The following is a 24533-nucleotide window of genomic DNA, read 5'->3' as shown; positions in this document are numbered from 1 at the left end:
AATCATGATCGTCATGGGGCGCGGTAATCACGCAGGGCATTTCTCCGCCACCCCGGCGGCCACGATGCGGCTTGCCACGCCCCCCGGCTTGGCCGATCATCCTGTACGGGGGCAGGAGATGAATCCGTATATGGACGGGGATACCATCATGGAGCGGGTGCTGATCATCGACGACCATCCCCTGGTGCGGGACGGCCTGCGCAGCGTGATCGCGATCAGCTTCGACAATTGCGAGATACTCGAGGCTGCCAGCCTGGAAGAAGCCATGAGTGTGCTCGAGAAGCAGGACAATTTCGACCTGATCCTGCTCGACCTCAACATTCCCGACGTGCGTCGGCTGGACGGCCTCAGGCTGCTGCGGGCGCGCTTCCCCATCCTGCCGGTGGTCATGGTTTCGGGCGCGTTTGACCGGACGGTGGTGCAGGAAGCGTTGGCCGCGGGCGCCGCCGGCTTCATCCCCAAGTCGCTTAAGCGCAGCGGCATTGTCGAGGCCCTGCATCGCATTGTCGCGGGCGAGATCTACCTGCCGGAAAGCATGGGTGACGCGACCGGCCCTTCGCCGGAGGAGGACGACATCGTCCGCCGCATCGACAGCCTGACGCCGCAGCAGCGGACCGTGCTCGTCCATCTGGTGCGCGGTCGCCTCAACAAGCAGATCGCGCACGACCTGGGGGTCTCCATGACCACCATCAAGGCGCATGTGTCGGCGATCCTGCAGAAGCTGGGCGTGTTCAGCCGCACTCAAGCGGTCATCAAGGCCAACCAGGTGCATTTCCGAGCCGACGAGCCGAACTGACCGGCGCCGTTCGCTCCGCCGATTTTTAGGCCAGCATAGTGCGCAGCAGCGCCCGCAGTTGCGCAGGCTTCACTGGCTTGCTGAGCAGCGGGATCGCCCGGTCGTCGAGGCGAACCTTCAATGCCTCGCCCCGGTCGGCCGAGATCATGATCGCCGGGACCGGGGTGCCAAAATGCGCATTGAGCCGACCGATGGCGAGGTCCCCCGTCTCTCCGTCATTCAGATGATAATCGACCAGGACAACGTCGGGCCGCTCGCCAGCGGCGAATTGCCCGACCGCCTCCTCGAAACCGCTGGCGATGCGCACGGCGCACCCCCAGCCTTCGAGCAAGGTGCGCATTCCGCCCTGAATGGTGCGCTCATTATCGATGACGAGGACCGAGAGACCCCGCATCGAGCGGTCGCGCCCGATCCCGTCCGCCCGATCCGCTTGCTCCACCGTCGGCATGCCCGCCGGCAGGTCGATCGAAAAGGTCGCCCCCCTGCCAGGCTCCGATTCCAGTGTGATCGGATGGCCAAGCATGTCGCCTGCCCGGCGCACGATAGCGAGGCCGAGGCCTTTGCCGCCTGGCCGGTTGTCGAAGCGGCGGAACTCCTCGAAGATCAGGGCCTGCTTGTCGGTCGCGATGCCAGGCCCGGTATCGGCGACACTGACACGCACGCCGTCGCCCCGCACCGTGCAGAACAGTCGCACCGAGCCTTGCCGGGTATAGCGCAGCGCGTTGGACAGGAAGTTCTGCAGGATACGGCGCAGCAGCCGCACATCGGACCGGACCCAGAGCGGCTCTGCCTCGATTTCCAGCGCGAGCCCGGCCGACCGGGCGACCGGCGCGAACTCCACCCGTAACGTTTCCAGCATCCGGTCGAGCCTGACGTCCGCGATTTCGGGCTGGATGGCACCAGCATCGAGGCGGCTGATCTCGAGGAGGGCCTCAAGCAGATCCTCGACCGAATCGAGCGCAGTAGAGGTCTGGCTGACCAGCGCCCGTGTCGGCAAAGCGAGGCGCCGGTCGCCCAGCGCCGCGACGAACAGCCGCGCTGCATTGAGCGGCTGCAACAGGTCATGGCTGGCCGCGGCGAGAAAGCTGGTCTTCGACAGATTCGCCTTTTCCGCGATCGTCTTGGCGTCCAGCAGCTGCGCTTCGATCTGTCGCCGCTCCGCCACTTCGTCGGCGAGCTGGCGGTTGACCGCGACCAGCTCGGCAGTCCGCTCCGCCACCCGGCGCTCCAGCGACTCCGCCGTCTCCTGCAGCGCGTTCTGTGCTCTCAGCATGTCGGAGACGTCGGTGAAGCCGATCACCTGTCCGCCCCCGTCCATGGGGTTGCTGCGCACCTCGAAGCTACGTTCCCCGCAGCGCACGAGCCGCTGGCGACGCTCGCCATGCGTACCGTCACCCCGCCAGTCGAGGACACCGCCATCTTCCATGCCCAGCGTCCCGCGGCACCAGTCCATTACCGCTGCATGGGTGCCCAGCCCCTCGCTCCAGTCGTCCGGAAGAGAAAGCAGCCGCTGCAGGGCATCATTCCAAGCCGCCAGGCGCCCTTCGGCGTCGAACAGGCACACGCCTTCGGACAGATTGTCGAGCGTAGACTGAAGCATGATGTTGCGTTCGGCAAGCTCTCGCGCCCGTTCCCGCGCATCTTCCGTCTTGACCTCGGTGATGTCGGTATAGATGCCGACGATGCCGCCCTCGCTCGTCCGCAGTTCGTTGATCTGCACCCAGCGACCGTCGGCCAGTGCTTGGACATGACCGCCCTCCGCCACGCGGTGCCGCGCCAGCCGGTCCGACACCCAGCGGTCAGGACCGACGATGGACCCGCGCGGTTGATGATGGATTGCTGCCAGGCGCGCGATCTCATCGAAATGCATTCCTTCATGCACCTGGTCGGCGATTTCGGGCCAAAAGCCCAGATAAGCTTCGTTGAAGAGGACCAGCCTGTCCTCCGCATCGAACAGGACAAAGCCCTCGTTGATCGAATCGATAGCGTCGCGCAGACGCATCCGGTTCGCGTCGGCCGCCGCATGCGCCTCCGCCAGATCGGCATTGGCCTTCGCCAGCCGGCCGAGCGCGTCCTCCAAGGCTATCGTCCGGTCGCGAACCATGGATTCCAGCGAAATCGCGGTCTCGAACATTGAAAAGGCATTGCCGGCCATGTCGCTCGACCGTTCGACCCGATCCATCAGGGCGGCATTGATCTTGCGCAACTTGCGAACTTCCGCACGCAGCCCTTCGATCTCGGGATCCGCCGCGGTAGCAAGGGGCATCGTATCGCTCATCGGCCGATCGCGAGCCCGCTGAAGGTCTGGTTGACATGCAGCGCATGATATTGCTCGCCATAGGTGTTGAAGCCGATGACGCGATTGCGTGCATAAAGCTCCGACACTTGGCGGCTGATCTGCCGCTGCTCCGCATCGATGCGGTTGAGCACGCAGTCGAACGCGATAACGCGGTCGATCTGGCCGACTTTGCTGCCGATATCCTTGAACAGCGCCTGCATGCCTGCGATACGGTCGACCGGTTCGCCCACGGCCAGCACGATGCCTTCGTCGATCGCGCAGTAGAAGGTCAGGCTGCCGTCAGCGTTGGCGCTCTGGATCGAACGGACGTGATAGTCGCCCCCGGCGCGCACCATCGGCGGGTGGGCGGCGAAGAATTCGACGCCCAGCGCCTCGCCCGCATGGCCGGCAAGACGCAGATATTCCTGCGCAGCGGGCTCGGCATCGATTTCCGTTACGATCCTGTCCTGCGGGACGGCGCCAGTCACTACCATCTTCTCGGCGCTTGGCCGGTAATGCTGCGCCTTGAACACATGTAGCGGCCGCGGCGTCGAGAGGATGGCGACGACCGCCGCATGGGCGTGGAACCGGCCGCCTTCGAAGATTGCCGTTTCCCGGAACATCATTCCGTCGCCTGACGATCCGCCGATCAGAGGGATGTCGCCCAACCCGTCCTGGATGGTCATCGCCAGCAATTCTTCGCGGTGGGAAAGACCGTCGATCAGGAACAGCGCGACATGGTTCACCTGTTCGCCGAGATGACGGCTGTCGCGGTCCGCCACCGCTGCGAGCGACCGGATCGTCTGCCGCGCAGCCACCGGATCGAAATGATCGATGTCGTCGAAGCAGTGCGACACCAGATGGAAGCCCGACGCGGGGAAGCCCACCACGCTGATGCTGTCCTGATCGTAACCGTGCTCGGTCAACTCGCCCGAACTGGTGCAGCCGATGGTCACGATGCCCTCGCTGCGCCGATTGATCGCCCGGGCAAGCGTCGCGCGATCGAATCGATGCGAGCAGAACAGCAGCATTCCCGCCAGCGGTTCGTCACCGAAGCACGCAACAATGTCCTCCATCGCCTGGGCCGGATCGTCGGCGTGGCTCGATGCGAAGGCTATTGCTGAAGCCAGCACAGTCATCCCCTACCCTCACTCGCTACTTTTCCCTGCTTATGCCTCTTTTGCCGCAGGCTTGTCATCCAGGGAAACGATCCGCCGCCGCAGCCGACCCATCATCACATAGGCCAGCAACAGGGTGATCGGCGCCGCGATACCCAGCGCCAGCGCGGAGGAAAAATGCGGCACGATCTTCTCTGCGCCTTTGAGCACATAGCCGAGCAGCCCGAGCGCGTAATAGCCGATGGCGACGGCCGACAATCCTTCCACCAGATGCTGCAGGCGCAGTTGCATCCTGGCGCTGCGGTCCATCGAAGCCAACAGCCGGCCATTCTGGTTCTCGATATGCGTTTCGATGCGGGCGCGCAGCAGGGCGGTGAACTGAGCGGTGCGATCGCCCAGCAGGCGCAGCCGATCGGAGAAGGCGGCGCAGGTGCGCATCGCGGGGTGGAAGCGGCGGCCGATAAAGTCGGCAAGCGACGGGAAGCCCGCAATGGGCTGTACGGCAAGCTCGGTCAGACGGTCCGTGACGATCCGGGCATAGGCCGCGGTGGCACCCATGCGGAAGTCGCAGTCGCCCGCAACCCCCAGCAAAGTGGCGGTCTGGGCCGACAGGTCAGCTAGCAGATCGTCATCGCGCAGCACGCCGCCCTGCAGCAGCCCCGCGGTCTGTTCCAGCCGTTTCTCTACCGCGTCGAGTGTGATCCAGCCGGCCCGCGCCACAGGCAGGCCTAGCAGGGCCATGTTGCGATAATTGCCCAGTTCCTGCAGCCGCTGGACACAGCGGGAGAGATCGCTTGCGGGGAGCGTATTGGCCGCCACCACCAGCCGGCCATAGCCGCCGTCGTGGATGCGAAAGTCGCTCCATATGCGCGCACCTCCCGCAACATGGCAGGACACGAGATGAGAAGCGCGGAATGCCGCCTGCCCGATCAACGCGAGCGAATCCTCCTCGGTCTCGGCCATGATGACATGGGTCGCGCGTATCACCCTGCCTGGCAGCGCTTCGACCCAGGCAATAGCGTCGCCACGCGGATCGCTCGCCGGATGGAGCCATGACAGGGGCAGGGCCGCCGGTCCGGTGAAGGTCAGCGTGACCGTGCTCGCTTCGCTGTGCCGTTCCCAGGCGAGGCGGACATCGTCGGACCAGCGACCCTCCAGATGGCGAGTGCCGTCCGCCTGGAGCGCAACCGGGCAGGCACGCAGGGCGGCCGCCTCGGCCTCGCGCTCCCGTTCGTCGAGCACGCGGATGAGTTGAATCACCTGGGCCGGCAGGTCGAACCGAGGGAAACGCCGCAGGTGCATCTCGCAGACGATCTCGCGCCTGTCCGGATGCTCGGCGAAACGCATTGTCATCCCCCGCGAGGCGGATCGCCGGCCGCAGCGAGTAGGGCGTCCTCGGCATCCGTGAACAGGCGCGAGCGGATCATGAAGCGTACCCCTTCCGGGCTTTCGAGCGACATTCCTGCGCCACGGCCCGGCACGACGTCGATCGTAATCTGGGTGTGGCGCCAATAGGCGAACTGCGCCGCGCCGATCCAGACGGGCACATCGCCCGCGACTTCCCCCAGCCGTACGTCCTGCCCCCCCACCTTGAACTCGCCGCGCGGGAAACACATCGGCGCTGACCCGTCGCAGCATCCGCCCGACTGGTGAAACATCAGTGGGCCATGGCGCGCCGTCAGCCGGGTTATGAGCGCATCGGCTTCCGGTGTCGAAAGCACTCGCCGTGGAATCTCTGCCATCCTGTCTCTCCCGGACGGAAGACGGCGGGCGCCCCAACGGTGCCTGCCGCCGTCGAAGGCGCGCGAGAAATGGCGCGCCTTCGAGATCGGGCATGGGTCAGAAGAAGCCGACCGCCTTCGGGCTGTAGCTGACCAGCAGATTCTTGGTCTGCTGATAATGATCGAGCATCATCTTGTGGGTCTCGCGGCCGATGCCGGATTGCTTGTAGCCGCCGAAGGCCGCATGGGCCGGATAGGCGTGATAGCAATTGGTCCATACGCGTCCCGCCTGGATGGCGCGGCCCATGCGATAGGCGGTATTGCCATTGCGGCTCCAGACGCCCGCGCCGAGGCCGTACAGCGTGTCGTTGGCGATTTGCAGCGCGTCCGCCTCATCCTTGAAGGTGGTGACAGAAAGGACAGGGCCGAAAATCTCCTCCTGGAAGATGCGCATACCGTTATGTCCCTCCAGTACGGTCGGCGTGACATAATAGCCGTCCGCCAATTCGCCGCTCAGCTGCGCGCGACCGCCGCCGGTCAGCACCTTCGCGCCTTCCTCCCGGCCGATGGCGATGTAGGACAGGATCTTCTCCAGCTGGTCGTTGGACGCCTGCGCGCCGATCATCGTGGAGGGATCGAGCGGGCTCCCCTGTACGATCTTCTGTACGCGCGCGACGGCGCGTTCGATGAACTTCTCGTAGATCGACTCCTGCACCAGTGCGCGGCTAGGGCAGGTGCAGACCTCCCCTTGGTTGAGAGCGAACATGGCGAAGCCTTCAAGGCACTTATCGAAATAATCGTCGTCGGCGTCCATGACGTCGGCGAAGAAGATGTTAGGCGACTTGCCACCCAGCTCCAGCGTCACCGGGATCAGGTTTTCGCTTGCATATTGCATGATGAGCCGGCCGGTCGAGGTTTCGCCGGTGAACGCGATCTTCGAGATGCGCCGGCTGGTAGCGAGCGGCTTGCCGGCCTCCACGCCGAAGCCGTTGACGACGTTCAGCACGCCTTCGGGCAGCAGGTCGCCGATCAGCTCCATCAGGACCATGATCGACATCGGGGTCTGTTCGGCAGGTTTCAGCACCACGCAGTTGCCTGCTGCGAGTGCGGGCGCCAGCTTCCACGCCGCCATCAGGATCGGGAAGTTCCACGGAATGATCTGGCCGACCACGCCCAGCGGCTCGTGGAAGTGATAAGCGACGGTGTCATGGTCGATCTCCGCGATCGAACCTTCTTGCGCGCGGACGCAGGCGGCGAAATAGCGAAAATGGTCGATAGCGAGCGGGATATCCGCCGCGGTCGTTTCACGGATCGGCTTGCCGTTGTCGATCGTCTCGGCCATCGCGAGCAGGTCGAGATTGTCCTCCATCTTCTGCGCGAGGCGGTTCAGGATATTGGCGCGCTCGGTCGCGGAGCGGTTCGCCCAGCCTTCCTTCGCCCGATGCGCCGCATCGAGCGCCAGTTCGATATCCTCGGCCGTACCGCGCGCGACCTTGCACGCCACCTGTCCCGTGACCGGCGAGATATTGTCGAAATATTCGCCGCGCACGGGCGCAACCCACCGGCCGCCTATGAAGTTGTCGTACTTGTCGCGGATCAGCGTCTTGCCCGCGAATCGTTCCATTGCCTGCTGCAGCATGCTCCATCTCCTATTGATGCGGATTTGGCTCCACCATGACAGGCAGGCAGACACACGCAATTATACCTTGGACCACCCTTCGGATAGCATGGCGCGAGGCTGTCAAAGCAAATACACCAGCCATTGGGAGGTCGATGGTAAAGCGAATCCATGCCACGCTCCCGGAAGCCAGCCAATCCATTCCACTATTTCAACTCGTCGCCCGAGATGATTCGCCTAGGGCGGATCGACATTTAGGATTCCCAAGCGAGAGGCTGTCTGATTCATGGGGTTCCGTGTTATGGCACGGAGCGGGTGATGGGCATCAAGCGATACGAGTTGAGCGATGGGCAGTGGCAGCGGATCGAGCCGTTGCTGCCTGGCAAGGCGGGGGATCGTGGCCGGACGGGATCGGATAACCGATTGTTCGTGAACGGTTGTTTGTGGGTGCTACGGTCGGGCGCCCACTGGTGCGATCTTCCGGAACGCTATGGCAAGTGGAAGACGGTGCACAGGCGGTTCAGCCGCTGGTGCCATGCCGGGGTATGGGAGCGAGTGTTTGCCTCGCTGGTGGCCGACCGCGACAATCAGTATCTGATGCTCGATAGCACCATCGTTCGTGCCCACCAGCAGGCGGCGAGCGGGAAAGGGGGGCCTGCGACCAGGCGCTGGGGCGTTCCCGAGGCGGGCTGACCACCAAGATCCACATGCTCGCCGACACGTTCGGCCGGCCGCTGCGCTTTATCGTCACCGCCGGCCAGGTCGGCGACATTACCACTGCACCGGCCTTGCTCAACGGCCTGCAGGCCGAGGCCGTGCTTGCCGATAAAGCCTACGACAGCAATGCCTTACGCGCACTGATCGCCGATATGGACGCCATCGCGGTGATCCCGTCGAACCGCTGCCGCAAGGCCGTAATCCCCCACGATGTCGCCATCTACAAGCATCGCAACCAGATCGAGCGATGCTTCAACAGGCTCAAGCACTACCGCCGCTTCGCCACCCGATATGAACGCCGAACCATCCACTTCACCGGCTTCATACACCTCGCCGCCGCCATGATCTGGCTACAATAAATGTCGATCCGCTCTAGTGGTGCTGATATATGTACGCTATCCATTGTTGTGCGGAATGTGGAAGACCTGCTGTTCGAGAGCGGCATCGACATCTGCCCCTTCCCCTCCGGCGACGAGAGCGGACGATGCTGCGCTTCAGGCAGATGAAGGCGCTACAGAACTTCGCCCCTGTCAACGCCAACCTTCACAACCACTTCTCACTGGAACGCCATCTCGTCGATCGAAAGATCTTTAAGGAACGACGCTCCGCGGCCCTCGCGGAGTGGCAGATGATCGCGAGCTAGGCCCCTGCCTTCTTAGCCCACGTGCATCCTGTGGAGACTGATTCGCGTTTGCCTGAACACCTAATACAACCCTCTTTCCATAAGCGCCCCAACCGGTTAGTCATTTGAAAGCCAAGGGGGCTCCGGGGGATCTATGACAATCGGTATCAAGGTGCGTCGCCGCGCTATCTGCCACGCTTCGCTATTCATCTCGTCGGCCATCGCCTTGACTCTGGCAGCGCCGGGCGTCGCGCAGGCGGCCTGCACGCCGAACCCGTCGCGGGCCGGCGAAAAAACCGTATGCTCGGGCGAAGAAACCACCCAGCTGATTGTGAACCAGGCGGGCTCGACGGTTCTGGTCGAGCAGGATGCCACCCTTTCGGCGCCGGATGCCAGCAGTATCCTGGTAACCTTTCCCTATAACAGCTACTGGAACGCTTCGATCGCTATTCAGGTGGACGGCACCGTGGGCGGCGGAACGTCGAGCGCTATCGCGGTACAATCCTATGGAAATTTGGGCTCCTCGGACAATGTGGCTTTCACCATTTCCGAAACCGGCAGGATTTCTGGCCCAACAGGGATAGACCTGCTCCCTCCCACTGGCGTTTATCCATATTATAGAGGCACGGCAGTCTCAGTGGAAAACGGCGGCGTCATCAGCAGCACTGCCGGAGGATTGGCGCTGCACGGCGCTGATGACGGGTCCTCCTACTTCTCCTCGATCCTCAACCGGTCAACCGGCACGATCGGCGCGATCCAGGGGCGAGTGGGAACGCTAATCAACGAAGGCCTGATCGACGGCGCAGCGCTGAGCGCGTTCGCCAAAGAGCCAGCGTCCCAATATTATACCGGCTTGGTTAGTATTACGAATCGCGGAGTAATCCGCGCGAATGGTTCGGCCGATACGCTTCTCCTCCGACAGAACGATAACATTACCAATGAAGGCGACATCTTTGCGGAGGGGACAGGCCGCGCGATCAGCGGTGCAAGCCTGTGGATCACCAACCAGGATACCGGCAGCATCGTTGCCACGCAGACAGCGATCAGTGTCACCCAATCGGTCGAAGTCCACAACAATGGCGTCATTTCCGGCGCTGAGGACGCGATCGTTTCCGACGGCAGTCTGAACCTTACCAATCGCGGCTCGATCCAAGGCAATATCCGCGGCGGCGATGCCGCGTCGTTCATCGATAATATCGGCGGCACGATCGACGGCGATATCCTGTTGGGTGCCGGCAACGACGTTTTCATCGGTGATGTGGACAGGATGGACCAGCCGTTCGGCACCGTTACGGGCCGGGTCGATGCCGGCGGCGGCAACGACATGCTGGTGTACAACTTCCTGAAAGACAGCGTGCTGGACAGCCCCGTTTCCAAGCCCGACACGATCGAAACCGTCAGCTTGCGGGTTGGCCGGGATTCGACTCTCACCTTGTCGGAAAGCTTCTTTTCCACCGAAGCCCTGACCCTGGGCGGCGCTGACGTCGGCTATTACAACACCCGGAACGAATTCGTCCTGGCCGGCTCGATCGATACTCAAGGGCCGGCTCTGCTGGAGGACAACTATAACAGCAGTGGTTTCGTCATATCCCAGATGGGGACAATCGTCGCCCATCTTTCCGGCGCAGGCTCCTATGCCGCAAATCTCCGATCCGCGTCTCTGTTCGACAATAGCGGCACGATAACGGCGATCGGCGGCAGCGGTGTGGCCGGAACGTCGACCCGGATCAGCAACAACGGCACCATCACCGCCGATGCCACCGCCGTTCGCGCTTGGTACGGGCTGGACAATAGCGGAGTTATCAGATCCAGCCAGGGTGTCGGCGCCGACATCGTCAATGACGATTCTTCAAACAGCGGTACGATCGAAGGGGTAACCGTCGGTGTCCGCGTGCAAGCAAGCACATTCGTCAACAGCGGCACGATCTCGTCTGCCGGCCATGGACTTGAAATCGGTTCGAACGGGACAGTCATCAACCAGTCGACCGGTGTGATCACGGGCGGCGCAGCGGGTGTGTCAACACCCGCTGACGATATGTATCGTGGTGGTATCCAGGTCATCAATGCCGGTATCATCAGGGGCAATGTCGATCTGGGTGGGCAGCGCTACTATGGTGGGTCTGGGAATGTCTTCGCCGCGCTGTCCGGCAGCACCGTCGATGGCGACATCTATCTCGGCTCCGGCTACGACATGTTCGCCACCTCGCTGGTCAACAATGGTCCGGGCGAATTCGCTGGTCTGACGGGCCGGGTTACGGGCATCGGTCCTGCAACGCTCCGGTACTTTGTCGATGCAGATACGACGACCGCCCCCGCTCTGAAGGGCTTTTTCTCCGATCTGTCCTACCAGCTTTCGAACGACGCGACGCTCACGCTGACCGGATCGAACGGCGTCGGTCTCAGCGTCGCGGGGTCGGGCCAGGTCGTGCTGACGGGTGACATGACCGGCACCACGGATAGGTCTTTGATCGACTTGACCGCTATGGCTATCGCGCTCGACGGTGCTGACCAGCCGCCGGCCAACACCATCGCCATGACCAACAACGGAACGATCACCTTCAGGCAGGGCACTTTCTCCTACGGCACCGCCATCGGCGTCGGTGAAGGCAACAGTTTCACCAATAATGGCACGATCGACGTAAGGGTGGGCATCTCTCTCTACGGGCCTTATGGCACTGCAATCAGCGGTGGCACGACCGTCGTAAACAATGGCGTGATCCGACTGAGCGGGTCGACCGGCATCCGGACTTCCTTCACACCCGACGCGATCCTTCGAAATGCTGGCGTGATCGAGCAGGTCGGTGGCGGCGCCCTGTCGGTCGGCGTGAACGGATCGGGCACCATCCTCAATACGGGGAGCATCGAAACCGAAGGCAGTGCCATAGTTATTTCCGGAGGACCGGCTTTTCTTTCCAACAGCGGCATCTTGCGCAGCAGCGCCGGGCACGCGGTAAGCAGCACGGACTATTATTATGCGTCCCGCGTCTGGAATCAGGTCGGCGGCCTCATTGCGGGTGGCCCCGGCGTCCCTGCGATCGCCCTCAGCTCAGGCAGCATCCTCGCCAATGAGGGAACGATCCAGGGCGACGTGATCTTGCGCTACGATCCTTACGGCTATGGCTATGACAGTGGTTCGAGCATCTTCATCAATCGCGGCGGCACGCTGAATGGCAACCTGACGCTGTCGAAAAATGACGACATCGTTATTGCACTGAACGGCGACACCGGCGTGTCCGGAACCATCGATACCCTGGCGGGGATCGACACTTTCGTCCACGCCTATGACAAGAGCACGACTGTGGCGCTGGATGCAGGCATCATGCCGCCCGCCGGGTTCGAGGATCTGGGGTTCGCCGCCTATGGCACGGACACGGTCCTTACCCTGACCGGCGAGCGGTCGCAGACGAGGCCCCTGTTCTTGGCCGGCGACGGAACCATCGTGAACGATATCGTCATGAACGAGACCGGCGCCACCGGCCCGACGTCGATAACCCTCGGCAGCGCGACCGATCCCGCCAACAGCGTCGGCGCAGGATCGACATTGACATTCGTCAACCGTGCTACTCTGGCGCGCGGCGTCGCCGGCTATGCACGGGCGCTGGACAATCAGGGCACCATAATGGGCTCCGACATGTACCGGCCCGCCATTCAGATCGTGGCCAACGACCCTACGGGTTTCAGCTTCCGCAACAGCGGCACGGTCGCAGGGGCCGATGTCCCTCAGAACGCGTATGGCGGGGATTGATATGCCGTCTCCATCGATCGGATGGCGACGGTCACATCGGCTCGCAACAGCTTCGACAATAGCGGCCAGATCATCGGCGGCGCGCTCGTCACCGCCAACACGCGCAGCTTCAGCTTCGTCAATTCGGGGCGGATCACCTCATCCAACCCCTATTATGCGGCTGCGGTGCTGACGGTCGGCCCGCGCTACAATCTCGAATATCCCAGCACACCCAATGCCGACGACGCATCGATCCTGAACAGCGGCACCATAGACGGGAAGCTGACCGCAACCTTGTCCGCGCGACGGGTGACCGTCATGAACAGCGGTGTCGTCCACGGCTCTGTCTACGTCAATCAACCCGGTCGCCTGGGCGGCTATGACCAGTTCGGCTACCCGGCCGAGACCCATCAGGACAGCCTCAGCTTCACCAACAACGGCTCTGTGCTCGGCGCGACAGTCTCCAGTGCGGCCGTCGCGATGGATATCGCCAACAGCGGCAGGATCGGTCAGGCCGACACGGCACAGCCTCAGGGCACGGCGCTGTCCGTTGTCGTCCGGGCCGACGTGGATCGTGCGGTCCGCATCACCAATGACGGATCGATCGTCGGAACTGGGGCAGCGGCCTCCGGCATCGTCGTGGGTGCCTACAGCGGGGAAGCGGAAGAAAGCACGCGCGTCCCGCCAAACAGCACGCTGACCCTGACCAACAGAAGAACGATCACGGCTGACGATGGCGCGGGATTTTCGCCGCCCCCGTACGGATATGGTCCGAAAGAGCTGATCGGCGCGACTGCGGTCGGTATCATGGCACCTGGCGACGGCGCGAGCGAAGTGAGCATCGTCAACGCTCAGGGCGCGACGATTTCGGCCAGCGGATCGACCTCCTACCTCCCGCGCTATTGGGGTCAGGGCGACGCGCCCCCCACCGTGCCTGAAGGATATCTCGCAACGGGATCGCTGGCGGTGGGGGTCCTCGCGGACAAGGTATCGCTGGACAATGCCGGCACGATCCGCGGCAATGCCGGCGGAATGATCGATGCCGACACCGTGATCAGCTGGAACGACTACGCGCTGGATCTGTCCGAGAAATTCCTGGCTGGCGCGGTACAGACATTTCATTCGGTGGATACCGTCGTCAACCGGTCGACCGGCGTCATCATCGGATCGATTGATCTTGGCGATGGAGACGACAGCCTGATCAACGCCGGCAAAATCGATGGCGACATCTATCTGCGCGCCGGCGACGACAGCATGACGCACAATATCGGGGGTGCGCTAACAGGCACTGTCGACGGGGGCGATGGCATTGACAAGGCCGTCATCGACATAACGGGCGGCGGCCTGCTCAACCAGAAGCTGCTTGCGCACTTCGTCAATTTCGAAAGCAAGCTCATCAGCGGATCGGGCACCGTCAAAACCGATGGACCGTTCACCGAGGATACGCTGTTTCTGCGTGACGCGACCCTGACGCTCGGTGCAGGACAGACGTTGCAGACGGCTGGGCCGGTAGCGGTGACCTTCGCTGGGGGCACCAACTCGTTGGTGAACAACGGCACGATCGTCGGCGGGCTGGACCTGACCAACGGCCGGAACCAGTTGGTGAATGCCGGCACGATCACGGGGAGCATCCTGTTCGGACAAGACAGCCGCGTGACGGGCTTGGCCGGCTCGGTGATTTCGGGAAGGATCGATGTACCGAAGGGCGCGGTCTTCGCCTCGGCCGGCACGGTCAACGGCGCGATCGCCGTCAGCGGCACGCTCGCGCCGGGCGCCTCTCCCGGTACCATGACCGTTAACGGCAATGTGACGCTGAACGGTGGGTCGAATGCTCTGTTCGAATTCACGCCGACGGTCAGCGACGCGCTGGTTATCAATGGATTTCTGGCCATCAAGGATGGCGCCAAGCTGACCCTCACCGGCAACCGGCCGCTGACGCCGGGCGTCTACACGATCGTTCGCGCCAGCGACGGCATTACCGGCAGCTTCGGCACTAACATCATGCGTGACGAGACAGTTGCGGGCGTGCTGAGTTTCGGGGCCAAGGAGATTCAGCTGACTGGCCTGTTCCAGCTGAGGACCGGGGCGTTGGCTCAGGTGGAGCGGACGAAGGACTATCTCAACACGCTCCTGCTGGGCGGCAAGGCGACGCCCGGCATGCTCTCTGCATTCCCCGGCATGGTGGACGCCGAGGGCTATGGGAACGAAGCGGCGCTCTCTACGCTCAGCCCCGAAGCCTATGCCTCGGCGGCTCAGATCGGGATCGAGAATGGCTTGGCTATCAGCGGGGCGCTCCGTTCGGTGCAAATGGCAAGACTTGGCGACGAAGCCGGGCTGTTCGCCTTTGGGCAGGCCTATGGCAATGGCCGTACCTTCGATGCGGATGCTCGCGGAACAGCGCAGGCTGATGTGGATAGTTCGGGCTATCTCGGCGGCCTGGGCTATGGCAACAGCACCCTGGGTGCAGCACTGTTTGTCGGCAACGAAGAAAGCAAGCAGCGTCTGGGCGGCACCGCCATGAGCAATGACGCGGATGGCCTGTTCTTCGGCGGCCGCCTTCACTACGCGAACGGCGGCCTTTCGGCCGGGGCGACGCTGATCTTCGACCGAGCCAAGGTGGACACGTCACGCAATCCAGCCGGTGGCAGCGCTACGGGCAGCCATTATGACCTCCACAGCACAACCATCGACGGATGGCTGAGCTATGGATTCGCAATCCGCAGCGGCTGGCGGGCGGGGCCGCAGATCGGCCTTACCCGCGTCAGCGTCAAGCGCGACGCCGCAAGCGAATCCGGCGGGGCCTTCGCGCTGAATGTCGCCAAGCAGACATATGACGCCACTTTCCTGAGCGCCGACCTGAAGCTCGAGGCACCCAGCGAGGAAAGTCTGAGCCCATGGGTTGCCGTCGGCATGCGCCATAAGCTGGACGGCGATGCCATCGATGCGGCCGGTTCCTTTCTTGGCACGAATACGGCTTATACCGTCGTCGGCGTGGAGAGAAAGAAGACCCTGCCTCACGCTGCTGGCGGCTTGAATATGGTGATCTCGGCGAAGCTATCCATATTCGTGAATGGTGATGTGGAATTTTCCGGTCGGAACGGACAACAGCATGTCAATGGGGGTGTCACCTTCAAATTCTGATCGAGGGGTCTAGCCCCCAGCGGTGCTGTCAAAGCAAACAGGTCATTTGTAGACAGGCGGAATGTAGAAGACCTGCTGTTCGATAGGCTTCCGCCGCTGGCGATGGCACCTCGACGAGATGTACGTCAAGATCAACGGCGAGATGATGTACCTCTGACACGCCGTCGATCACGAAAGTGAGATCCGCGAGAGCTATGTCACCAAAACGCGCGACAAGAAGGCTGCTCTTGCCTTCATGAAGAAGGCGCTGAAGCGACACAGCTCGCTGGAGGCGATCACCACCGATGGCCTGCGATCCTATGGCGCGGCGATGATGGAGCTCGGCAATCGCGGCAAGCAGGAGGTCGGACGCTTGGCCAATAACAGGGTAGAGAACAGCCACCTCCCCCTCCGGCGACGAGAGCGGACGATGCTGCGCTTCAGGCAGATGAAGGCGCTACAGAACTTCGCTCCTGTCAAAGCCAACCTTCACAACCACTTCTCACTGGAACGCCACCTCGTCGATCGGAAGACCTATAAGGAAAGACGCTCGGCCGCCCTCGCAGAGCGGCGGTCGCTGGCAAGCTAAGCCCCTGTCCTTCAGTTCGAGGTACATCCAGTGGAGAAGCGGTTCGCGTTTGTCTGACGCACTCCTGTGAAGCTTCGATATCGAACCAAGACTTTCTTCCGGGGTCCAGTGCGCCAAACCACCCTTGATCAGCGCGCTTTGGCTTCGAAAAGCTTCAGTTCTCGTTCCAGTCGCCATTGCCGTTCGGCCTTGGGACTGGTCGCGAGGAAGGCTTTGCAGGTCGGCGCATCGGGCGACGCGCAGGCGGCAACCATGGCGCCGCCCGCGCGGTCCCGCCACAGGCTTGGCCCCTGGAGAAAAGCGTATTGGAGGCCGTCGCGCGCAATCTGTTTCAGGTCGCGATAGCCCAGTGCCTGTTCAGTGACGGCGCGCAGATATTCGTTGGTCATGTCGCTGCGCGATACGCCTTCGTCATCGGTCGACAGCACCACCGGCACGCCTGCCTCGCGATAGAGCGACAGCGGGTGCATCGCGCCTTTCACCCCCAGGATCACGGCATTGCTGGTCAGGTTGATCTCCACCGCGACCCTGTCTCGTGCCATGCGCCTGAGGAGGACAGGCGCATCGCGTTCATAGCTGATGTCGACGCCATGGCCGATGCGGCTGGCCCCGGCCACTGCCACGGCATCCTGTATGTGAAAGGCCAAATCGCGCGAAGGCACCAGCCCCAAAGACAGTTCGCCGGCGTGGAGCGAGAGCTTCACCTTGGGATAGCGCGCTTTCAGGAAGGCGATCATCGCCATGTGCAGCCGATAGTCGCGGATCGCGATGGGATCATGTTCGGGCGCGGCGATATTGACGCCGACGAAGCGCGGGTCGGTGTCGGCCATGGCGAAGGCCAGCGAGAGTTGGACGAAAACCTGCGCTGGCGGCATGGTGCGCAGCGCCGTGAACAGATAACGCATCGCCACATCGCAGGGGGGCGCGGGTGTCGTGCCGCCGCAGCCATCGGCCTGTGCCATTTCCGCGTCATAGCTGTCATAATCGGCCGTTACCTGCCGCACGGCATCGGGCAGGAGCGGGGCGATCCGGGTATAAAGCGCGTTCAGGTCGCCGGCGTCCGCGCCGCCAACCTTTGCCGCCAGCTCGGCAGCGACGCGCGATCCGCTCGACAATTCCAGATAGGATACATGATCGGCGGCCGCCTGCCGCCGGGCAAGCGTCAGCGCTTCCCCTACATGGCGCGAATAGGCCGCGCCGAACCGCTCGAACGTCGAAAAGAATCGGTCATAGCCCGCCACTGTCGGGTCGCCCGTCCCAGCCTCGAACCCGCGTGTGGAGAAAGCGTTGATGGCGGCGGCATAGCGCGGATAGTCGCGCTCCAGCCCGGCGGCGGGAATGCGGCCGGGTCCTTCGCAGGGCGGTCCGACCAGCTTGTAGCTGTCCGCCATCAGGCAAAGCCCGTCCGCCGCCGCCCATCGCAAATAATCCTCGGCGAAATTGGCCCCGCCCGCATGATTATGCAGATCGCCGCCCTTGGGCATCTCTTGCAAAAAGAGGCGCAGGCGCGGTGGGCTGGCCGCGACGCTGTCCATATAGGCGGCGGTGCGTGCTTCGTCGGACACGGACGGCGTATCTGCCAGCGCCGGGGTGGCGGTGAGCAGCAGCGCTGCGATCCATCTCGTCAAGCCTATCATGTCATCCCCCGAAACGAACCCAAGCCGCGAAGCCGCTGTGGCGGTGTCGCCGCGGCGCAGCAATCACCATATTACGCACATGACATTGCCTTTATTCGGCCGGATCGAGGCATTGCCGCCTAATTTTTACATCGCGTCGTCGCGATAACGGCAATGGACGCTGCGCCGCATCCTTCATAGGCCAGCCCCGACGGACGGATTGCGGATATCGCGGCGCTGCCCGTCCAGCTTATCACAAGGGAGTGTGACGGGTGCCGACAGGGCGGCGGAGTATGCGGCGATGACTGGCGGATATTGGCCGCGATATGCGCTTGCGTTCGCCGCGCTGGCGCTCGGCGCGTCGGTCGTCACCCATTCGCAGGATGCCCCGACCGCGTCATCCGTCCCGGCGTCCGCAAGCCCTAATGGCCCGCCCGACATGATCGGCGACTATTGCGGGCGATGCCACAATGACGACGACCGGGTCGCCGGCCTGTCGCTCGACGATCTGCGCACCGCCGATCTGCAATGGGGCAAGCATGTCGAGGAATGGGAGAAAGTGCTGCGCCGGGTGAGCCTTGGCGAGATGCCCCCGCTCAATAAGCCGCAGCCCGATGCCGCCCAGCGCGCCGCCTTCGTCTGGTGGCTGGAAAAGTCGCTGGACGATTATGCCGCAGCTCATCCCGACCCGGGCCGCGCGACCATCCGCCGGCTCAATCGAGTCGAATATGCGAACGCCGTCCGGGACTTGCTGGCGCTGAAGATCGATATGTCGCGTGAGTTGCCGCAGGACAATTCGGGCTATGGCTTCGACAATATCGCCGATGTCCTGAGCGTCTCGCCGACACTGATGGATCGCTATATCTCCGTGGCCGGCAAGGTCGGGCGGATGGCGACGGGCCTTACTTCGCGCAAGCCGTTCGTCACAAGCTATGAACTGCCCAAGGACGGATCGATCATGAATGGCGGCCGTCCCGCCTATAATGAGCAGGCGAGCGACGATCTGCCGCTGGGCTCGCGCGGGGGCGGCGCTTTCACTTATTACGCCCGGCACGATGGCACATATGAGATCAGCGGCTGGCTGAATGCCAATACCAATAATGAGACCGACAGGCTGCCCGAGGATAAAGTGAGCGTGCGCGTGCCGATGAAGGCGGGCGCGCACGTGGTGGGCCTGTCCTTCCGCCGGCGGCTTGCGCCCGAGGAAAGCGTGCAGACGCTGCGCAACGATCTGGACAAGGTGCCGATGCCGACCGCCGCGCCGCAGATGCTGCCAATGGACGTGTCCATCGACGGCAAGGTGGTGAAGACGGTGGCGGTGCCGTCCTATCGGCTTTCGCCCCGATACGCGCAGCAGAATTATCCGCGCGACGTATTGCAGATCGATGTCGCGGGACCGTTCGCGCCGAAAGGGATGGCGCGCACGCCCAGCCGCGACCGCATTTTTCTCTGCAATCCGAAGGGCGAGGCGGCGCAGACGGCCTGTGCGCGGCGCATCCTGGGCTCGCTCGCCCGGCGCGCCTATCGCCGGCCGGTGACCGACGCGGACCTCGCTCCCCTGATGCGCCTCTATGCTGCCGAGCGGGCGCGGAGCGATTTCGAGCATGGCATCGAGGCCGGGCTGGAAGCGATCCTGGTGTCGCCGCACTTTCTCTTCCTGGTCGAGGGCGATCCCAAGGGTAGCGCGCCCGGCAGCGTCCATCCCATCAACAATTATGAACTGGCGTCGCGCCTGTCCTTCTTCCTTTGGAGCAGCATTCCCGACGACATATTGCTGGACCTCGCCGACAAGGGCCAACTCCGCGACGAGGCGGTGCTCGACGCGCAGGTGACGCGGATGCTCGCCGATCCGAAGGCACAGGCGCTCACCACCAACTTCGCCGGGCAATGGCTGTATCTGCGCAACCTGGATCAGCAGCGGCCAGATATCAGCGTTTTTCCGCAGTTCGACGCGCGGCTGCGCAGCGCCATGGGACAGGAAACCGCGATGTTCTTCAGCTACGTGCTGCGTACCAACCGCAGCCTGCTGGATTTCATTTCCGCCAATTACAGCTTCATGAACCAGCGGCTGGCCGATCATTATGGTATCGGCGGCGTCAGCGGTCCGGCGATGCGGCTGGTGAGCCTGCCTGCGGACTCGAACCGTGGCGGATTGCTGGGGCAGGCGAGCATCCTGACCGTCACCTCCTATGGCAATCACACGTCCGTGGTGAAGCGCGGCAAGTGGATTCTCGATAATATGCTGGCCGCCGCGCCACCGCCGCCGCCGCCCGACGTGCCCGCACTCAAGGAAACGCGCGACGGCCGATTGCTGACCGCGCGCGAGCAGCTTGAAATGCACCGCGCCGACCCGGCCTGCACCGGCTGTCATGTGAAGATGGATCCGCTCGGCTTTGCGCTTGAGAATTTCGACGCGATCGGCGGCTATCGCCGGATGGACGCGGGACAGGCGATCGACGCTTCCGCCGTCCTGCCCGACGGCACGAAATTCGCCGGCATAGGCGGGCTGCGAGACGTGCTGATGGCGCGCAAGGACCAATTCACCGCCGCTTTCACTGAAAGGCTGCTGACCTATGCGCTGGCCCGGGGCCTGACCGGCCGCGACATGCCGATGGTGCGCGGCATTTCCCGCGCGGCGGCGGCGGACGGATATCGCATCCAGACGATCGTGCGCGGCATCGTGAAGAGCGACGCCTTCCTCCTGCGAAAGACCCCGCAATCATGAGGCTGATCCGCAATCCCCTTGATCGCCGCACGATGCTGCGCGGCCTCGGCGCGACTATGGCGCTGCCCTTCCTGGAGGCGATGATGCCGAGCGCGAAGGCGGCCGACATCGCGGCTCGGCCCAAGCGCCTCCAGATATTCTATTCGCCCAACGGCATGATGATGAAGGATTTCGTGCCCAGCAATACCGGCGCGGGTTTCACCCTGCCATCGACGCTGGAGCCGCTCGCCGCGCACCGGGAGCGGATCGCTGTCGTCACCGGCCTGGGCCATCCGCAGGCCGCTGCGATGGGCGACCGCCCGGCAGGCCATGGCCGATCCTGCCCCGCCTTCATCACCGGCGTGCATGTGAAGCAGACCGAAGGCACCGACATACGCTGCGGCGTGTCCATGGATCAGGTCTTCGCCGATCATCTCGGCGACGCGACGCAGTTGAGTTCGCTGGAACTGGGCATCGACCAGGCCAGCCTGCTGGGCAGCTGCGACATCGGCTATAGCTGCGCCTACACCAATGGCATCAGCTGGCGCAGCCCCACCGTGCCCCTCCCCGTCACTGCCAATCCGCGCGACGTGTTCGAAAGACTGTTCGGCGACGGCGAGACGCTGGACGAGAAGGGCCGGATCGCGCAGCTGCGCCGCCAAACCAGCATCCTCGATTTCGTGATGGAGGATACCGCCCGGCTGTCCCGCGATCTCGGCATGGCGGACCGCGCCAAGCTGGACGAATATCTGACCGCGACCCGCGACATTGAAAAGCGTATCCAGCGGGCCATGACCTCGCCGGTTACGACTGGGCCCGGCGACATGGTTCAACCGGCCGGCATCCCCGACAGTTTCGACGCACATGTGCGGCTGATGATAGACCTTCAGGTCTTGGCAATGCAGGCGGACATCACTCGCATCGGCAGCTTCATGATCGGGCGCGAGCTCAGCAATCGTACCTATCCTGAGATAGGCGTGCCGGACAGCCATCATATGCTGAGCCATCACGGCAACAACCCGGACAAGATGGAAAAGCTGGCGAAGATCAACCGGCATCATATGGGCTATTTCGCTTATTATCTGGACCGGATGCAGGCGGTGAAGGATGGCGAAGGCTCCCTTCTCGATCGCACGCTGGTGCTGCGCGGGTCGGCCTTCGGCGATCCCAACGACCATGACCATATGGACCTGCCAGTGATCGTGGCCGGCGGCCTCATCAAGGGCGGGCGGCACATCGCGGCGGAGAAGGGAACCACCATGTCCAACCTGTTGCTCACGGGCCTCCACCTGCTCGATGTGCCGGTGAAGGCGATCGGCGACAGCAACGCACCGTTCAGGGCATTGACGGATGCCTAGGCACGCAGAGCAAGCCCGTCATTCCCGCGAAAGCGGGAATCCATCTCCCACACTTTCGCCTGGACGCAAGGTCCGGGGATGGATCCCCGCCTTCGCGGGGATGACGTTGGCATTTTGGGGAAGCGTTGCCCAGGCTCAGGGTCCACTCCTCGACGCGATCAAGGCGAATGACGTGGCGGGTGTGACCAGTGCGCTCGCGGCCGGGGCCGATCCGAACGAGAGATCCAGCTTCGGCGCGACCCCGCTTGCCTGGGCGGTCAGCCGGCAGAACCCCGATATGGTGAGGGCGCTGCTCGCCAAGGGCGCGAAGGCTGACATGGCGGAGAGCGATGGACAGACGCCGCTGGCGCTTGCCTGTGAACTGGGTGATGCGCGGATAGTAACGCAGTTGCTGGACGCCCATGCCGATGTCCGCGCGGCACGGCTCGACGGCGTGACCCCGCTCGCCATTTGCGCGCGTTTCGGCCCGGCGAACGCGGTCGCGCGGATGCTGGCGGCGGGTGCACCGGCGGACCGACCCGACGCCATGGGGCAGACGCCCTTGATGTGGGCGGCGTCTTCCGGTCGGGTCGAGGCGATCGCGCCGTTGATCCGGGCCGGCGCTGATGTCAACCGCGTGTCCAAGGGCGGCTTCACGCCCCTCTTCTTTGCGATCCGCGATGGCTCGGTCCCCGCGTGCGAGGCATTGATGGCGGCGGGCGCGAAGGCCGACTATCGCGGTCCGGAGCGGACGAGCGCGCTGCAACTCGCGCTCTATCAGCATCATTACGCAGCCGCTTTGCTGTTCGTGGCGCGCAGCGGCGACCTTGCCGAGCGTGACCGGGAAGGACGGCAGCCCTTGCATGTCGCGGCGTCAGGGGGCGACGCCGATCTGGTGGCCGCGATGCTGGCGAAGGGGGCGGATGTGAACGGCCTCACCGGCTCGACCACGATCAAATGGGTGACCGAAGCGAATTTCGGCGTCCCGCCCCCGCCGGTTCCGCCGACACCGCCCCTGCTGATGGCGGCATCGGGCGGCCATGCGGCTGTCATGCGGCAGCTGGTCAACGCCGGCGCCAAGGCGGATTTCGTCGCGGCGGACGGGACCAACGTCCTGCTGGCGGCCGCTGCCGGCGGCAGTGTCGAGGCGCTCGACTATGCGCTCACGCTCGCGCCCGACGCCAATTTCGCCAACGCCGCCGGCGCAACGCCGCTGCATGTCGTGCTCAACGGCGGGCCAAAGCCAGCGCTTGAGCCCATGCTTCGCCTGCTGGCAGCGCATGGCGCCCGGACCGATATCGCGACGAAGCGCGGAGCGACCGCGGCGCAGATGGCCGCAAATGGCCTGAGCGAGGTCAAGAGCGTCTTCCTTAAGGTGTTCCCGCAGCCGCCCGCGACCACTCTCGCGACCGTACGGAAATAGATCGACAAGGACATTGGACAGACAGGCATGAGCATATATCGAACCACCCGCCGCATCGCGCTTCCGCTAGCGGTGCTGACATTGGCAGGCGCAGTTGTCGCTGCACCCTCCGATCCCAAAGCCACGCGGCAGGCGAGCTTCAAGAAAATGGGCGCCGCGATGAAAGTGCTGAAGGAGCAACTCGCCGGCGGCTCCCCCGCCAAGCCGGGGATGCTGGCCGCGGCCCAGACGGTCGCCGCCACCGCGAGGCAGCAGGGCGCTCTCTTCCCGGCCGGTAGCGGTGCGGGTACCGACGCCCTGCCCGCCATCTGGACGCAGAAGGCGACCTTCGACGCGCAGATGGCGAAGCTTGTCGCGGAATCGGGCAAGCTGGTGACGGTCGTCAATGGCGGCAATGTCGATGCCATCGGCGCACAGTTCAAGGTCGTCGGCGGTACCTGCGCGGGCTGCCACAAGCAGTTCCGTGCGGATAACTGAGGCGGAGCGCGCCCGATGAAGCCGATCATTCAGCCTGTCTGGGACTTGCCGCTCCGCCTGTTTCATTGGCTGCTCGTCGGGCTGATCGCCTTTTCCTGGTGGAGTGGCGAGAATCACGAGATGGAGTGGCATCGCTGGTCGGGCTACGCCATTCTCTTCCTGCTCGTCTTCCGGCTCTATTGGGGCCTGGCTGGTGGACGAACGGCCCGCTTTTCCCGATTCGTGCGCGGTCCCCGCGCGGCCCTCGCCTATCTGCGCGGCTCGGGAGAAGCCGATGTCGGCCATAACCCGCTGGGCGGCTGGAGCGTGGTCTCCATGCTGGCGATCCTGATCGCGATGGTGATGGCGGGGCTGTTCGCGGTCGATGTCGACGGCCTCGAATCAGGGCCACTGGCAGATTATGTCAGCTTCGATGCCGGCCGCTGGGCGTCGGACGTGCACAGCCTGATCTTCAACCTGCTGATGGGGCTGATCGTGCTTCATATCGCGGCGATCCTGTTCTACCTGCTGGCGAGGCGGCGGAACCTTATCGGCCCGATGATCACCGGCAGCGTAAAGGCGGTGGATGGGGCAGCCGCTGTCCCCCTCCGGGCCTCGGTGTGGAGAGCGCTGACCGGTCTGCTGATCGCGGCCGCGATTACCTATTTCGTGTCCAAAGGGCTTCATCTCTGAC

The 24533-nt window shown here is 63.7% G+C and carries 15 protein-coding genes and 2 pseudogenes; 11 read left to right on the top strand and 6 right to left on the bottom strand.

Going from position 1 to position 24533, the window contains the following annotated elements; all coding sequences use genetic code 11:
• The first annotated feature begins 4 nt into the window (after window positions 1-4).
• Window positions 5-796: a response regulator gene (locus M529_RS47435; RefSeq protein ID WP_021320195.1), complete on the top strand. Its 792-nt coding sequence runs from the start codon at window positions 5-7 to the stop codon at window positions 794-796.
• Between the two features lie 25 nt (window positions 797-821).
• On the opposite strand, the gene M529_RS47430 is transcribed toward M529_RS47435, so the two are convergent.
• The 5 genes from M529_RS47430 to adh all read right to left on the bottom strand — a co-directional run bounded on the left by M529_RS47430 (window position 822) and on the right by adh (window position 7552).
• On the bottom strand, window positions 822-3062 hold the full coding sequence (locus M529_RS47430) for a hybrid sensor histidine kinase/response regulator (RefSeq protein WP_152522686.1): 2241 nt from the start codon (window positions 3060-3062) through the stop codon (window positions 822-824).
• Between the two features lie 8 nt (window positions 3063-3070).
• Window positions 3071-4213, bottom strand: a complete 1143-nt coding sequence (locus M529_RS47425; protein WP_021320193.1) for an FIST N-terminal domain-containing protein — start codon at window positions 4211-4213, stop codon at window positions 3071-3073.
• A 30-nt stretch (window positions 4214-4243) separates the two neighbouring features.
• Entirely contained in the window at window positions 4244-5539 is a 1296-nt protein-coding gene (locus tag M529_RS47420) for a DUF3422 domain-containing protein (RefSeq protein WP_021320192.1), read from the bottom strand.
• Window positions 5540-5541: 2 nt separating this feature from the next.
• Entirely contained in the window at window positions 5542-5934 is a 393-nt protein-coding gene (locus M529_RS47415) for a DUF779 domain-containing protein (protein ID WP_031295875.1), read from the bottom strand.
• Window positions 5935-6031: 97 nt separating this feature from the next.
• Window positions 6032-7552, bottom strand: coding sequence for an aldehyde dehydrogenase (gene adh, locus M529_RS47410; protein WP_021320190.1), 1521 nt, complete (start codon window positions 7550-7552; stop codon window positions 6032-6034).
• A 303-nt stretch (window positions 7553-7855) separates the two neighbouring features.
• Here adh and M529_RS48885 point away from each other — a divergent pair.
• From M529_RS48885 to M529_RS47385, 5 genes and pseudogenes are all read left to right on the top strand, one after another.
• Window positions 7856-8607 (top strand): IS5 family transposase gene (locus M529_RS48885; protein WP_152522588.1). Its coding sequence is split into 2 segments (ribosomal slippage): window positions 7856-8174 and window positions 8174-8607, totalling 753 coding nucleotides; the frame shifts between segments, so codons are not numbered across the junction.
• Window positions 8608-8705: 98 nt separating this feature from the next.
• Window positions 8706-8891: pseudogene (locus M529_RS49585) on the top strand (IS6 family transposase); the annotation flags it as partial.
• 133 nt (window positions 8892-9024) lie between these two features.
• On the top strand, window positions 9025-12615 hold the full coding sequence (locus M529_RS47395; protein ID WP_021320188.1) for a beta strand repeat-containing protein: 3591 nt from the start codon (window positions 9025-9027) through the stop codon (window positions 12613-12615).
• Window positions 12616-12636: 21 nt separating this feature from the next.
• Window positions 12637-15735: an autotransporter family protein gene (locus M529_RS47390; protein ID WP_021320187.1), complete on the top strand. Its 3099-nt coding sequence runs from the start codon at window positions 12637-12639 to the stop codon at window positions 15733-15735.
• Between the two features lie 85 nt (window positions 15736-15820).
• Window positions 15821-16303: pseudogene (locus M529_RS47385) on the top strand (IS6 family transposase); the annotation flags it as partial.
• Between the two features lie 128 nt (window positions 16304-16431).
• On the opposite strand, the gene M529_RS47380 reads toward M529_RS47385, so the two are convergent.
• Window positions 16432-17931, bottom strand: a complete 1500-nt coding sequence (locus M529_RS47380) for an adenosine deaminase family protein (RefSeq protein ID WP_236617764.1) — start codon at window positions 17929-17931, stop codon at window positions 16432-16434.
• 289 nt (window positions 17932-18220) lie between these two features.
• Between M529_RS47380 and M529_RS47375 the strand changes: the two genes are divergently transcribed.
• From M529_RS47375 to M529_RS47355, 5 genes are all read left to right on the top strand, one after another.
• Window positions 18221-20644: a DUF1592 domain-containing protein gene (locus M529_RS47375; protein ID WP_021320184.1), complete on the top strand. Its 2424-nt coding sequence runs from the start codon at window positions 18221-18223 to the stop codon at window positions 20642-20644.
• Window positions 20641-21981, top strand: coding sequence for a DUF1552 domain-containing protein (locus M529_RS47370; protein WP_021320183.1), 1341 nt, complete (start codon window positions 20641-20643; stop codon window positions 21979-21981). The genes M529_RS47375 and M529_RS47370 overlap by 4 nt, the downstream gene beginning before the upstream one ends.
• A 100-nt stretch (window positions 21982-22081) precedes the next feature.
• Window positions 22082-23383: an ankyrin repeat domain-containing protein gene (locus tag M529_RS47365; protein WP_021320182.1), complete on the top strand. Its 1302-nt coding sequence runs from the start codon at window positions 22082-22084 to the stop codon at window positions 23381-23383.
• A gap of 27 nt (window positions 23384-23410) precedes the next feature.
• On the top strand, window positions 23411-23860 hold the full coding sequence (locus M529_RS47360) for a c-type cytochrome (RefSeq protein WP_021320181.1): 450 nt from the start codon (window positions 23411-23413) through the stop codon (window positions 23858-23860).
• A 15-nt stretch (window positions 23861-23875) separates the two neighbouring features.
• The gene (locus tag M529_RS47355) at window positions 23876-24532 is read left to right on the top strand and encodes a cytochrome b/b6 domain-containing protein (RefSeq protein ID WP_021320180.1); all 657 of its coding nucleotides are present in this window, start codon (window positions 23876-23878) and stop codon (window positions 24530-24532) included.
• Window position 24533 lies beyond the last annotated feature (1 nt).

Source organism: Sphingobium ummariense RL-3 (genome assembly GCF_000447205.1).
In the GTDB taxonomy this organism is placed as follows: domain Bacteria; phylum Pseudomonadota; class Alphaproteobacteria; order Sphingomonadales; family Sphingomonadaceae; genus Sphingobium; species Sphingobium ummariense.
This window is presented reverse-complemented; position numbering and strand designations above follow the sequence as displayed.